The organism is Caballeronia sp. M1242 (genome assembly GCF_017220215.1).
Taxonomy (GTDB): domain Bacteria; phylum Pseudomonadota; class Gammaproteobacteria; order Burkholderiales; family Burkholderiaceae; genus Caballeronia.
Genome location: NZ_CP071129.1, coordinates 603,389 through 617,424 on the forward strand (window position 1 = coordinate 603,389; position 14,036 = coordinate 617,424).

The following is a 14,036-nucleotide window of genomic DNA, read 5'->3' on the forward strand; positions in this document are numbered from 1 at the left end:
GAGCGGCGGCGTCGGACGATGGTTGCGATTCGGTTCATTCGCGAAGGATACGTGATGACGTTCGTGCATGTAAACCGCCGGCGTCGATTTGTTGCGCGCCGGCGGCATGCGTGAACCGCGCAGGCCGTCAGACCGGATGCGCGAGGTCCGCTGCGCTCGTGAACGAATCCGCGTAGAACTCGTCCTCCGGCAAGCGGTGATGCTGCGTGAAATCGCGCTGCGCCGATTCCACCATCACGGGCGCGCCGCACGCATAGACCTGATACGCGCTCAAGTCTGGCAGATCTTCGATGACAGCGCGATGAACGAAGCCCGTGCGGCCGGTCCAGCCGTCATGCGGATCGGGTTCGGACAGCACCGGCACGAACTTGAAGTTCGGCACTTCTTTCGCCCATTGCTCGGCGAGGTCCATCATGTACAGGTCTTTCTTTCGGCGTCCGCCCCAATAGAGCGTCATCGGGCGGTTCAGGTTTTTGAAGACCGCATGTTCGATGATCGCCTTGATCGGCGCGAAGCCCGTGCCCGATGCGAGCAGCACGATCGGCTTGTCCGATTCGTCGCGCAGGAAGAACGTCCCGAGCGGACCTTCGAAACGCAGGATGTCGCGCTCTTTCATCGCGCCGAACACGTGGTCCGTGAACGTGCCGCCCGGCATGTGGCGAATGTGCAGTTCGAGCGGGCCTTCGTGGTGCGGCGGGCTCGCCATCGAATAGCTGCGGCGCTTGCCGTCCTTCAGAATGAATTCGATGTACTGCCCCGCGAGATATTGCAGGCGCTCGTTAGCGGGCAGTTGCAGCTTCATTTCGATGACGTCGTCGGCCTTGCGCTGAAGCGCGTTCACGCGGCACGGCAGCTTCTTCACCTGCACGTCGCCGACGCCCGCGACTTCGCGCACGTCGATCGTGAGATCGCTCTGCGCGGTCGCGCAGCAGAAGAGCGCCATGCCGCGCGTTTTTTCGTCGTTGGAGAGCGCGGACGACGAATGCGGCGCCTGCTCGACTTCGCCTTCGACGACCGCGCCCTTGCAGGAACCGCACGCGCCGTTCTTGCAGCCGTAAGGCAAGCCGATGCCCTGGCGCAGCGCCGCGGTCAGCACCGGCTCGTCGGGTTCCACCTGAAACTGCCGGCCGCTTTGCCGGAGCGTTACGTTGAATGCCATAGATCGATTTCTTGCGATGTGTGAATGTGTCTTACGATGACGCCGGAACGCGTCACGCAAGCGGCGGATACAATGCTTCGCATGATCGCCACTCGAACCTTGCGCCGCCCGCGCGTGCTGATCGTCGGATGCGGCGATGTCGGGCTGCGCGTGCTGCCGCTCTTGCGTTCGCGCGCCGCGTCGCCGCGCGTGATCGCCCTCACGCATCATCCGGAACGCGCCGCTGAACTCCGCGCAGCGGGCGCCTCGCCGATCGCCGGCGACCTGGATGCGAAGCGCAGCCTTCGCAGGCTCGCGGGCATCGCGCCGCATGTGCTGCATCTTGCGCCGCCTCAGCGCGAAGGCGACACCGACCGCCGCACGCGTGCGTTGCTCGCGGCCTTGCGCGCGCCGCGCCGTTCGGTTGCGCGTGGCGCTCAGGCCGCCGTTGCCCGGCATCGTACCTGGCGCGCATCGACTTTCATTGTACCCGACGCCCCTTTTGGAGCCACATCGAGAGCCACATCGCGCGTTGTGCCTGTGCGCTTCGTGTATGCGAGCACGACGGGCGTCTACGGCGACTGCGGCGGCGCGCTGATCGACGAAACGCGGCCCGCGCGGCCGGACAACGAGCGCGCACGGCGGCGCGTGTCGGCCGAAGAGCAGTTGCGCCACGTGGGCGCGCGAAGCGGCTGGCGCGTTTCCATCGTGCGGATTCCCGGCATTTACGCGGAGAATCGCCTGCCGCTTGCGCGCATCGAACGGGCGATGCCCGCGCTCATCGAACGCGACGACGTCTACACGAATCACATTCACGCCGACGATCTCGCCGCGATTCTCATGCGCGCGCTCGGGCGCGGGCGGGCGCAGCGCGTCGTGAACGCGTCGGACGACACGGATTTGCGCATGGCCGACTATTTCGATCGCGTCGCCGACGCGTACGGTTTGCCGCGCGTGCCGCGCATCACGCGCGAGGAGGCGGAAACGCGTCTGGAACCGCTCACGCTCTCGTTCATGCGCGAGTCGCGCCGTCTGTGCAACGCACGCATGAAGCACGAGTTAGGCTACGCGCTGCGTCATCCGACCGTGGACGACTTCTTGCGCTCGCGCGTCGGCACGACGCGGCGCTAGATCAGCGCGGGAATCGTTTCGAGCAGGACGAAGCACATCAGCGCGCCGATCAATGCGCCGATGAGGTTCGGCGAGTAGCGGTGACGCACGTGCATGACAACACCCAATACCCCGATCACGACCGCGCTCAACGCCACGAACGCGATCAGCGCGACGCTCATGTGGGAAGCCATGATGCCCTCCTGCTTTCTTCTAGTGATTTTGAATCCGTAAGACGAGTATAAGAGCGCCGCGCGCGGAAGGCATGCTGCGGCGCAGCGGCGAGGCATCGGGGCTTGTACCGATTGGCGTGAAGATTGATCGCTGCGGGGCGCGCAGGGCACCGAGGTGTTGTCGCCGGGCCGGCGCCGTTCGCCTTCCGCGAGAGACGCCGAGAATGCAAAGCCGCCCGCGCGGTCCGATGCAGCTTTTGTTGCTGCGGGGCGGAGCGGGGCGCGTCAGCGCTGGGCGCAGTGCAGCCAGTTCGCTGTCGCCGCCCCAGCGCCATGCGGGTTGCGCGAGAGACGCCGGCAGCGCAATACCGCCCACGCGCTCCCCGATACAAATTTCTATTTGCTGCGGGCGGCGGGCATCGCCTTAGTCTTGCGCGCGGTGCTGCGAGATCCTCGTCACGGAGCCATTGCCATTCGCCTCTGCGAGAGATGCTGGCAGCGCATAGCCGCCCACGCGCTACCGATACAGTTTCTATCTGCTGCGGCCGGCGGGCATCGCCTTAGCGCTGGGCGCGCATTGCAGCGAGATTCTCGTCACCGAGCCATTGCCATTCTCCCTCGGCGACAGATGCCGGCAGCGCAGACCCGCCCACGCGGTCCGCGTGCAGCTTCTATTGCTGCGGCGCGCGCAATGCTGCGAGATCGTCGTCACCGAGCCATTGCCATTCGCCTTTCGCGAGAGACGCCGGCAGTGCATAGCTGCCCACGCGTTCCCGATACAGTTCTATCTGCTGCGGCCGGCGGGCATTGCCTTCGCGCTGGGCGCGCAGTTCACCGAGAGCCCGCCAGCGAGCCAGCGCCTTGCGCGTTCCGCGAGAGAGACGCCGGCAGCGCATAGCCGCCCACGCGCTCCGGGTGCAGCTACTATCGCTGCGGCGCAGCGCCTCAGCCCTGCGCGCGCAGTGCAGCGAGATCCTCGTCACCGAGCCATTGCCATTCACCTTCCGCGAGAGACGCCGGCAACGCGAAGCCGCCCACGCGCTCCCGATGCAGCTTCTCCACGCGATTGCCCGCTGCCGCAACCATCCGCTTGACCTGATGGTATTTGCCTTCGAGCACCGTCAGTTCGAGCAGCCGTTCGTCGCGGCGATGCGCGGCGAGCGCAGCGCTGGGCTTCGTTTCGCCGTGCAGCAACACGCCGTCGCGCAGGCTGGCGAGCTGGGCGTCGTCGAGCGGGTGGCGCAGGGTCGCGAGATAGACCTTCGGCACCTTGCGCTTCGGCGAAGTGAAGGCGTGGACGAACGCGCCGTCGTCGGAGAAGAGGAGGAGGCCGGTCGTATCCTGATCGAGCCGGCCGACCGGCTGCACGCCGCGCTCGATGAGCTGCGGCGGCAACAGGTGAAACACGCTCAGGTGATGTTGCGGATCGCGCGAGCATTCGTAGCCCGCGGGCTTGTTCATCGCGATATACGCCTTCTCGCGATACGTCCAGACGGTGCCGTCGACTTCGAAGGCCGGCGATTCGGCGACCGCGATGCTGGCATTCGGATCGTTACAAACGTCACCGCCTATGCGCACGCGGCCCTCCGCGATGATGCCGCGACATTGACGGCGCGAGCCGAAGCCTTGCGAGAAGAGGAGTGATTCGAGGTCCATCGGACGAATGGGGACGGAGGGCGCATTTTAGCAAGCGGGAAGTCGTGAACGCGCGAGCTCCGTCACCGGCATGCGCTGTCGGCTCAGCCGCGCGACGGCCAGTTCCCCGCGTCGAACAGGCGCAGGTACCGCCGATCGCCGCATCGCATGCGCGTTCAAAGCTCTCGGTGCAGCCGCGCGGCGGGCAGTTGGCCCCCGTTGCATAGTCGCGCGGACGGCCGATCGCCGCTTGGCAATGCGCGTTCGGATCTGTCGGCTAAGCCGCGCGGCTGCGGGTTGTCCGCGTCGAACAGGCGCGCGCACGACCGTCGCCGCATGGCATGCGCGTTCGTATTTGTCGGCGAAGCCCCGCGGCGGCAGTTGTCCGCGTCGAACAGGCGCGCGAACCGCGGCTCCCCTTAATGCGCGTCGCCGCGCCCCTTCGCCACCGTCGGCACGCCCAAGCCGAAGATCGTGAACGTCGACGGCGAGCGGTCCTGCTGGCTCGCCGTGGCGCCGTGCCTGCCTGCGGCGCTCCAGCGTCCGTCGAAGGTCATGGCCGCCGGCACGGGCGCGGGCAGGGCGCTCGCCTGACGGAAGTACGCGGTGTTGGCTTCGGCTTGCGCGGCCATGGCCTGACGCAGCAGCGTCTGCGCCTGCGGATTGCGCGCATCGAGCGCCACCGCGCGGCGGGCGTTGCGCACGGCGCAGGCGGGTTCCTGCTTTGCCGAACAGGCGCGGGCGCTCGCTATCGCGCTGTCGCGTGCGCGTTCCTGACGCGACACATCGGCGGCGAGCTGCGCGATTTCCGGGCTCGAGGCCTGATTCGCGTACAGGCCGCGCAGGTGGCGGCGCGCAGCGGAAAGGTCGTGAGCGGCGAGGGCCTGCCTCACCGCTACGATGCTTCGCGCCACTGCTGGCGGAGTCGTTCGTTCCGTCTGGGCGACGGACGTGGATGCTTGCGGCGGGTTGCCATTCGGGCGTGCGGTCGCGGTCGCGGTGGCGGACGAGGGTGGCGACTTGTCGGTCGCGACTGTCGCCGTCGTCGGCGTCGGCGTCGTCGTCGCGGCCTTCGGCTGCGGCGAGAGGATCGGCGTCGGACTGGCTTTTGCCTGCGCCGGATCGCTAGAAGCCAGGCCCATCGGAACACTGGCCGCGTGTGCCGATGCCGCCGGCGCGGATTGCGCGGAGGCAGTCGGAGCGGCACGAGTCACCGGCACGGCGGCGGGTGCGGAGATGCCCGAAGCGGTCGCCGTAGCCACGTTGGCCACCGTTGTTTGCGAGGGCGGGCGCGGTGCGGTGGCTGTCATCGTCGGCGACGCGGCGGTTGATATGGCGGCACTCTTGTCCGTCTGTTGCGGAATCGCAGACTGCCCCGCCGCCACGGCGCTGGCCGATGCGAACGTGCGAGCGCGCGCCGATGTCGCCGGCGAGCGTGTCTGCGAAACGACGCGCCCGGTCGCGGTATCGCCTTGCGATGCCTGTGCGCCTTCGGTCGCAGTCGCCGCCGCCGACGCGCCCGGCGATGCGTCGCTCCTCGCGCCCGGAGTTGCAACCGACGTGCGCGCCTGGTTGTCGTCGCGCGCGTCGTCGCTCGATGCATCGCTACCGTGACGCGCCAGCGTCGGACGTCCCGCGTCGCCACGGCCCTGCGCCGCCAGCAAGGCACCGTCACCGGCAACGCCCGCCGTGGCGCCCGATTTCGTCGGCACGATGACCGCGGCTTGCTGCGCATAAAAGTATGCACCGGCCGCCGCCGCCACGACGCCACCCACCAGCACCGCGAGTATCTTGCGCGCGGGCGTTCGCACCGGGGCGGCGAGCTCATCGCCCGGTTCGACGAGGCTCGGATACGACGTCACCATCTTGCGGCGCGCGAGCCGCGTGAGCCACCCGGTGTCGCGAAGATCAACGATATCGTACGGTTCCTCGACCGGCGAAATAGCCGCCGCGTCGGCCACGCTGGTGAACACTGCGCCGTGGCGGTCCGCGCCGCAGTAGGGACAGGTGTGCTCGTCGGCCGGCGAAATGGCGTGACAGCGGCCGCAGATGACGGCATCCAGCGTCAGCGAAGATTCGGGTTGCGTCATGGCGCACTCGTTAGATTTATGGCTTGCGCAGCGCGCGAAGCAAAGTCACGGCAGTGGTGCATCCAGTGCAACCCGAAGCCGGATTGCCGCGCGGGCGCGCGTCCTCGTGACGCGCCCCGCGCCGGGATGCCGCGACGCCGATTCGAAGCCCATTCTTGCGACGCCGGGTGCCGTACGTCTAAGCGATTGCGCACATTAGCGTAATGTTCGCGTCACGGAATACGGCGGTGCGTGCGGTTCTGGAGGTCGCGCGTCAGTAGTGTGGATCGATCGCACGACCGGACGGATACGATGAGTACGCCTTCGCTTTGCTGGATGGGGACACGCGCGTCGGGAACGTCGCGCCGACGGGGCGCCGTCGTCGTGCGTCGAAGTGGCGGCGATCCGGGCAGCGATTAGTCGTGCCGGGACAGTGTCGATGGACTCTGGCGAACTAGAACCTGCACGCGTCTCGTTCGTCGCGATGTCATGATCGAAGGCAGGCGGGCATCCCGATACCCTTACGCAAGCCGCAGCAGCCTTCGGAACGTCGCGGGAGTACCCCAAGGCAAAAGTCAAGGGCGGCTGAACCGTATAAGTCAAGACGTCATCGAACAAATGCGGCAGATCCGGTGAGGGCTGCCGACCCCATGCAGGTGGCGAAAGTCGGCACCCGACCCAAAGCGGTCCGTAAGCGTCCGATGTCTTGCTGACCGTTTGAGAGGTCGGAGGCGACTGTCTCATCACGCGCTACTCTCGGCGAAGCTGCCGCAGTAGCGCGAACCCGCCGCAGTTGCCATGTCGATGCAGAACGTAGCGCAGTGATCAGGGAACACGCTTCAATGCGGGAGGGAAATAGGTTCCATTCGCTACTGCGTCAATTGGCCCGTAATAGCGGAACGTCAAGCGGTACTTCGAGCCGCGTGGCGTCGGTAGCCAGTTGCCCTGAGGGGCATTCGCCGGCTTTTCGGCGGCGAAGTAGAGCGTCAAGGAGCCATCGTCAGCGTAGGTGAGACCAGAGGCCTCGTTTATCAGGTACTTGTTCAGTGCATTGGGCAAGACGCGGAACCGGGCGCTGTCCACTGCGATCACGGACCAGAAATAGTTGGCGAAGCGCGACGGCAGCGCATCCTTCGGAAAGGTCAACGTATAGACGTTATCGCCGTTCAACTCCGCGCCCGTCGAATCCTTGGCGCCACGATAGTAAAGGACCTCCGGCTTGATATTCGCCCATATGCCGCGGTAGTTCACGAGCGTACGCGTGAGGTAGTCAGTCCCGTACTCACCGACCACCCCTGGCCGAGCCCAGCCGCTCTGCGCGGTTCCATGCCCGATGATCTCGCCCGCCTCCGCGATTTCAGCGAGCGCCTTCGTACGGACCACATGATCGATCCGCTTCCGCTGCGACGGATCTCTCGCTGCGTTCGCAACGTGCCGAACAAGCGCGCTCATGCCTTCCAGCCCCGCGTTGCGGTCTGGGTCGCTATCCAGTGCCACGGCAGCCGCGTCGAAAGCCTCGACGCCGGGAAAGTCTTCCAGCCCGAAAAGGGGAGTCTTCGGGATCGAAGGAAGCGCGGGTGATCCAGTTGTCGTCAAGCGGAACTGATGCTGTAGCGCGACCGCACCTTCAACGTCGCTGCCGAGCGCGACTCTCGTAAGAATCCGGGAGTACTTGACTGGAAGGTCGATCCGCGTGGCACCCGTGGGGGTCGGCACTTTCGAACCATTCAGGCACAACGCGAAGTCGCCATAGGGTTTCCTGGGAAAAACGCGCTCATTGATATTGGCAAGCGTTTCGCCCCATCCGCTCAGCACCTGGACGGTGAAGTACCTGCCTTTGACCTGTGGGACAGTTACGACCGTGCAACTGCTGTCGTCCACGGCGACCCACGCTTCCGAATAGGCCACATCGAGATTCGGATTCGGCCAGTCCACCGCCCCAGGCTTTCGGTGGTTGAGTTGGTTCCAGTGGAAACCTTCCTGAAAGTCCAGTTGTTCCTGGCGTGTCACGAACAACCGGGCAAGGAGGTAGATGTAAGCCTGACTGATCTGCTCGTCGGACAGCGGGCCCGCGCTGGGCGCCTGTGCGGAATGCGTGCCATCCGTGGCATTGTTCTGCGCCGTAGCACCTTGCGCCTGCAAAGCGAATGCTAGCGCCGTTGCTGCGATCACTATTACTGAAGCCCGAATCGATTTCATGGCCTGGGTTCCCCTGTTGAAGACGAGTCTCGGAATCGAACGACGTGTAAAGCTCATGCGCGACGATGACCGGTGCCAGTGTGCCTCGGCCGCACAGATGCGACTCGAGGCCAGGGCAGCGTGCATCAGTTTTCTTACGCTCCTCTCCCGATCTAGTCACGACTGCTTGCCTGACGACGCGGGCTAGGTCTAATCAAGCGCTGTCTGCGGTGGTTCGTCGTCTGTGCCGCTGAAAACTGCGTCGCCTGACAAAAACGGTTAGCTGTCACTCTAAAGCTTGGAAGCGTGCTCGCCCCCCTCGGTTTGGGGGGGCGCGAAAGAAGACTTCGTTCTTGCGACATAGCATCCGAGCCAACGATGAGAAGCCTCACGCGATGCGTGTCTCCGGGCCTGCGATTACTGCGTCCGCGCACTGGCTGCCCCTTTCAGGCTGAATCTAGAAGGCGACCGTGGCTCCAGCCTGGAAGCTCCTCGTGCTCTTGAGGCGATTCACGCTCATGACGTTCGGCACCCAGCGCAGGGACGCGGACAGGGCGTTCTTGCCGAATAGCTTGGTGTTCAAGGTGACGACGGGTCCGACCGAAACGTCACGACCGACAAAACCATTGAGCCGGTCGGCTGTCGGGCCGCTATCGTTGCCAAGTTGCTGCGTTGTTCCCACGACCAGCCCGACACCGAGCCCATTGTTGAACTTCTTCAGTCCCATCACGTCAAGGGTCAGCAGTGGAGCGTTATGGTAGTCCGTCGCGGTATTGCGCGTGTAGAGCTGCAGGCCTAGCGTTACATCGAACTCCATGTCGTACTTTGGTACGAGCTTCGTGTAGGCGATCTGCGGCACAAACGTCCAGTTGTTCAGGCTCGGATTGGCGAGCGCGTTAGCTTCGTACTCACCAGTGGGTGCCCAGAAATTAAAGCTCAGGGCCACGTGATCGGTCTGGGACAGGTGGTAGCCAGCGAGCACTGGCGTGAAGTACAGGTCGAAAAGATTGGATGTTCTGTCAGTGGCCGATCTCGCCCCGGGTCCGGCAGATAGGGAGCCGGTCACCTCCGACCAGACGTATGGGAGTGTGATGCCGGATGCGAAACTCCATCCTCCAACAGAACCCCATGTACGCAGCACAGATGCCAAGGTGAAGGCGACTTCGCCCTCAATGCCCAGCGAAGTTCTTCCGGAGACGGGAACCTGACGACTTGCGCCGATAGATCCGTCGATGTAGATCTGCTCAACGCTAAAGATCGTCAAAGGCTCGGACGGAACAATGCCCGCATCGGGAAGGACTGTCATGCCGGTGACGGACCTTCCGAGTCCGCCCTCCGTCGCAACAGCAGGCCAACTCATCATTGCGGCCAGCATCGCGGCCGCGAAGCGAGTCGCGGTATTGGGCGCTGATGCTTCCATGGTTAGACGCACGCACATCCGTCACCTCGTGAAGTTACCTGCGTAGTGTGATATCGAGGCGGCGAAGGCGCCGTCGCGAACCGTCCGCTTTCTTGTTAGCGGCGCTGCTTCGACTGGCTGCCGTTCGGCCGGTGTTTCCTTCCCCGCATGTAGGCGGTGATCAGCGCCTACACATATTCAGAGAGATTGCTTCGTCGACTGGGCTGCTCGAGCCTGCGCGACGCGTTCGCGGCGACTGCGCTCGCCACCCGCGACAGCGCCCGCAGTGGCGCCTACCGTTACACCGCGCCCCGAATAGTGACGATTCCCGGTACCGATGATGGCGCCTACGCTCGCGCCCATGAGTCCATGGCGTACCGCTGGGGCGTTTGCCACGGCTGCCGGGCCACCGTCGCTATCTTGTTCCGCCCTTGGACGGCAGGTGCCGTCGTTCGCCTGTTGAGCCTGCACGCTTTGCCCGCAGGCCGAATAGGCGGCTGGATGTTGCGCCAAAGCAGGTGCGAATGAGCTTCTGCTAAGCAAAACGCTGCTGGATGTCATCTGAGCCCTCCGACGCGACGAATGTAGATGGCCCTTTGGCCAGTCAAACCACTATGCGCGGCACTGACGCCGCCGTATCCCCGATCCGACTGACACGCGTTCAAGAGGTCGACCGGCAATGGTCATCGCCACTATTCACAATCTTGCGCAATGAAATGCCGTCATTTGCCAGATTCAAAAAGTTAGCGGGCCGCTTATAAGCCGTCGCGGCATCTGAATTAGCCAATATAGGTTAGCAAACGTTTTGTGAAACGCAAGCACGGTCGTCGAGTTTTGAGCATCTTACTGTGCGAGACCAGCGTGCCAAATTCGACACCGAACGCGAAATGCACTGCCTTTTAGCAACGGCTGCATCTTGCAATAATGTGACCGTTGATATATGGCGCACGAAACGGAGTGATTGCTGCTGATATTCCAGTATTAAGAATGCCAGCTTCCGGCGGGATAACGGTCCTTTTTGTGATGGCGCTTTCTGGCCGCCCTAGGACCGACGACTGGCACCGTTTGTTGATTCGAGTCCCGACTCTTGCGCGCCTCCGGCTATTTGGGCTCAGCGGTTATTCCACACCCCGCCCGTTTTCACTGCCTGGCGGTCGAAGCGTGTGAGAATCGAGTTGCGTCAACCTTTCAGCCAATACGAGGAACACTCTAATGCATTCCGACAAGTCGTGACTGGAATTCCAACCTTTCCCTGTGCGACCAACCGTTCGGTGAGCACCCGCCATTGAAACATCGAATGCCGGTATTTCAAGTCTCAGCACGGTCAATATGCGGCCTTTCTTCTCGCGCATGCCGGCGTTTCGATTTCTCGCGTATCGCTCAGGTGCTGAAGGTAGTTATTTCAGGCCGCATCACCGCTGTCGCACTTGAAGAAGATCTACCTCGATTCAATGAGAGCGATAACGTGATCTTGCGATTTTCCAATACGCCGCGTTTCATTGAAGCCCGATACACATTCAGGCGGTTGTAAATACTTTAGCGACTGTCATGCCAACGTCATCGGCGGAATCCCGAGGCTGAAGAAGGTTGCGAGAAACAACGGCCCATATCGACGTTCACGGATACCGTGTGCGTGCAAGGGCGACGAACGACCGGAATGTACCGTTCCAAGCCGCCGACGCGTCCGTATCGCAGGGATAGACAGGCACGCGGCAACATTTACGCCGCAAGTAGGCGAATGACGAACGCTGCACGAGCGCGTCGGACATAGTCGCGCCTTCGCAGTCTGCTAAAAAAGCGGAAAGGTTAAGCGAGGGGAAAACAGTGCAAAGCGCGAGAAGCTACTGACGCTGTAGAAGCCTTACGGCGCAAGGCTCTAAGAGGATGGTGCCCAGGGCCGGAATCGAACCGGCACGCCTTGCGGCGGGGGATTTTGAGTCCCCTGCGTCTACCAATTTCACCACCTGGGCACGCTGAGTCGGCGATTATGACCCAAAACCGCGCGCTCGGCAAGCAGCGCCGGTTGTCCGCGGATCACTGGCTTAGATACGTGAACGCCCCGTTGCGGACGATGCCCATGACGCTCGCGCGCTGATCCAGTCCGACGTGGTCGCTGGCGCTCGTATTGACGACGCCGTTCGGCACCACCAGCTCATGCGCGTGCTCCAGTTCCGAGCGCAGCGCGACGCGAAATTCCTTCGTTCCCGGCTTGCCCGCCTTCAGCGCGCGCGTCGCCGCGTCCTGCAAGCGCGGATACACGCCCGCCGCGTCGCCGGCGAACTGCGTCACCGTGCCCTTGCCGTACTTGTCCTCGTAAGCATCGACGAATGCGAGCGCGGCCTTCTTCGACGGATGATCGGCCGGCAGCGTGCGCGCGACGACCACCGGCTGCGTCGGAAAGAGCGTGCCTTCGACGTCCTTGCCGCCGAGCTTGATGAACTCCGGCGTCGCGATGCCGTGCGTCTGATAGATCGCGCCCTTGTAGCCGCGCTCGACGAGCGTGCGCTGCGGAAGCACGGTCGGCGTGCCCGCGCCCGCGATCAAGACGGCGTCGGGCTTTGCGGCCATCAGCTTCAGAATCTGGCCGGTGACGCTCGCGTCCGTCCGGTTGAAGCGTTCGGTCGCGACTATCTTGATGTGGCGAAGATCCGCGAACTTCGTGAATTCGGAGAGCCAGCTATCGCCGTAGCTGTCCGCGAAACCGATGAAGCCGACCGTCTTCACGCCGTGGTTGGACATGTAGCGCGTCATCACGTCGGCCATCGCGCGGTCGGTCTGCGCCATCTTGAACGCCCAGACCTTCTTGCCTTCCTGCGGTTCGACCACCGACGCCGAGCCGATCAGCGTAATCATCGGCGTCTGATATTCCGCGACCGGATCGAGCGCCGCGAGCGCGGCCGGCGTGATGTTCGGCCCGACGATCACGTCCACCTTGTCCTCGGTGATCAGCTTGCGGATATTGCGCACTGCCGCGCCGGGGTCCGAGCCGTCGTCGAGAATGATGTACTGCGCGTCCTGTCCCGCGATGGTCTTCGGCCACATCAGCATCGCGTTCTTGCTCGTGATGCCGATGGCGGCGGCAGGTCCCGTGCTCGACAAGTCCACGCCTACCTTGATCTGCGCGTGCGCGGCGGCGGGCAACACGGACAGCACAGCCAGCGCGGCGCCGGCGAAGAGCCGGCGCGTGAATTTCGACAACGTCATCGGAAAGCTCTCCAGGGAAGTTCGTGTTTTTGTGATCGGCGTTGCGCCGTCGCCTTCAGAGTCAGAGTTCGTAGCTTTCGTGCTCGCCGGAGAGCGCCTGCTCGATCAGCTTCCGGTTCATCGACGGCGAAAGCAGCTCGACGAGCGTATACACATAGCTGCGCAGATAAGCGCCTTGCTTGAGCGCGAGCCGCGTGACGTTCGTGCCGAACAGATGCCCGACCGGCATCGCGCGCAAATGGCGGTCGCGCTCGGGATTGAACGCGATATCCGCCATGATCCCGACGCCGAGCCCCAGTTCGACGTAAGTCTTGATGACGTCCGCGTCGATGGCTTCGAGCACGATATCCGGCGTCAGATTGCGCAGCTGAAACGCGTGGTTGATCTTCGTGCGCCCGGCGAACGCCGCTTCGTACGTGATGAGCGGGTACTGCACGAGATCGTCGAGCGTGAGAAGCTTGCGTTCGAGGAGCGGATGCTCGGGCAGCATGACCGCCAGATGCTGCCACTGGAAGCAGGGCAGCGACACCAGTTCCTTATAGTTGGCGATGGCTTCGGTGGCAATGGCGATGTCCGCCTGATCGTGAATGACCATCTCGGCGACCTGCGTCGGGCTGCCTTGCAGGATGGACAGATGCACTTTCGGGAAGCGTTTCTTGAATTCCGCGATGGCCGACGGCAGCGAGTAGCGCGCCTGCGTGTGGGTCGCGGCGATCACGAGATTGCCCTGATCCTGCGCCGCGTAATCCTTGCCGACGCGCTTCAGGCTTTCCACTTCCTGCAGGATTTTCTCGACGGAAGCGAGAATGATGCGCCCCGGCTCCGTCAGCGACCGGACGCGCTTGCCGTGCCGCGTGAAGATCTCGACGCCCAGCTCGTCTTCCAGCTCGATGATCGCCTTCGACACGCCCGGCTGCGATGTATACAGCGCCTTCGCGGCTTCGGTCAGGTTGAAGTTCTGCCGCACGGCCTCGCGCACGAAGCGGAACTGATGCAGATTCATTTATAACCCACGCGCATATCAAAGTAATTTTTCAGTCGTTTGCAACATATAGCAGGTTTATTACTATCAGTCCAATTTTTCCAATATCCATAGCTGTTTTCGTCATTAGCAAATGAGCGTTCCGTCT

General features: G+C 63.5%; 9 protein-coding genes and 1 tRNA gene. 1 reads left to right on the forward strand and 9 read right to left on the reverse strand.

Annotated elements, in window-relative coordinates:
• Positions 1–127: 127 nt before the first annotated feature.
• Positions 128–1,159: a CDP-6-deoxy-delta-3,4-glucoseen reductase gene (locus JYK05_RS02760; protein ID WP_175939662.1), complete on the reverse strand. Its 1,032-nt coding sequence runs from the start codon at positions 1,157–1,159 to the stop codon at positions 128–130.
• 81 nt (positions 1,160–1,240) lie between these two features.
• Between JYK05_RS02760 and JYK05_RS02765 the strand changes: the two genes are divergently transcribed.
• Positions 1,241–2,269: an NAD-dependent epimerase/dehydratase family protein gene (locus JYK05_RS02765; protein ID WP_206467704.1), complete on the forward strand. Its 1,029-nt coding sequence runs from the start codon at positions 1,241–1,243 to the stop codon at positions 2,267–2,269.
• Here the strand turns inward: JYK05_RS02765 and JYK05_RS02770 are convergent.
• The 8 genes from JYK05_RS02770 to JYK05_RS02805 form a co-directional block, all read right to left on the reverse strand.
• Positions 2,266–2,442 (reverse strand): hypothetical protein, encoded by a 177-nt coding sequence (locus tag JYK05_RS02770; RefSeq protein WP_206467705.1) that lies wholly within the window; start codon positions 2,440–2,442, stop codon positions 2,266–2,268. The genes JYK05_RS02765 and JYK05_RS02770 overlap by 4 nt on opposite strands.
• A gap of 924 nt (positions 2,443–3,366) precedes the next feature.
• Positions 3,367–4,077, reverse strand: coding sequence for a pseudouridine synthase (locus JYK05_RS02775; protein WP_206467706.1), 711 nt, complete (start codon positions 4,075–4,077; stop codon positions 3,367–3,369).
• Positions 4,078–4,475: 398 nt separating this feature from the next.
• A complete protein-coding gene (locus tag JYK05_RS02780) occupies positions 4,476–6,146 on the reverse strand; it encodes a hypothetical protein (RefSeq protein WP_206467707.1) in 1,671 nt (556 codons plus the stop codon).
• A gap of 804 nt (positions 6,147–6,950) precedes the next feature.
• Positions 6,951–8,324 (reverse strand): DUF1214 domain-containing protein, encoded by a 1,374-nt coding sequence (locus tag JYK05_RS02785; protein WP_206467708.1) that lies wholly within the window; start codon positions 8,322–8,324, stop codon positions 6,951–6,953.
• A gap of 436 nt (positions 8,325–8,760) precedes the next feature.
• On the reverse strand, positions 8,761–9,723 hold the full coding sequence (locus tag JYK05_RS02790; RefSeq protein ID WP_371826397.1) for a transporter: 963 nt from the start codon (positions 9,721–9,723) through the stop codon (positions 8,761–8,763).
• Positions 9,724–11,587: 1,864 nt separating this feature from the next.
• Positions 11,588–11,672: transfer RNA gene (locus tag JYK05_RS02795), tRNA-Leu, on the reverse strand.
• Positions 11,673–11,736: 64 nt separating this feature from the next.
• Positions 11,737–12,906, reverse strand: a complete 1,170-nt coding sequence (locus JYK05_RS02800; RefSeq protein ID WP_206467709.1) for an ABC transporter substrate-binding protein — start codon at positions 12,904–12,906, stop codon at positions 11,737–11,739.
• Between the two features lie 61 nt (positions 12,907–12,967).
• On the reverse strand, positions 12,968–13,909 hold the full coding sequence (locus tag JYK05_RS02805; protein ID WP_175939669.1) for a CysB family HTH-type transcriptional regulator: 942 nt from the start codon (positions 13,907–13,909) through the stop codon (positions 12,968–12,970).
• Positions 13,910–14,036 lie beyond the last annotated feature (127 nt).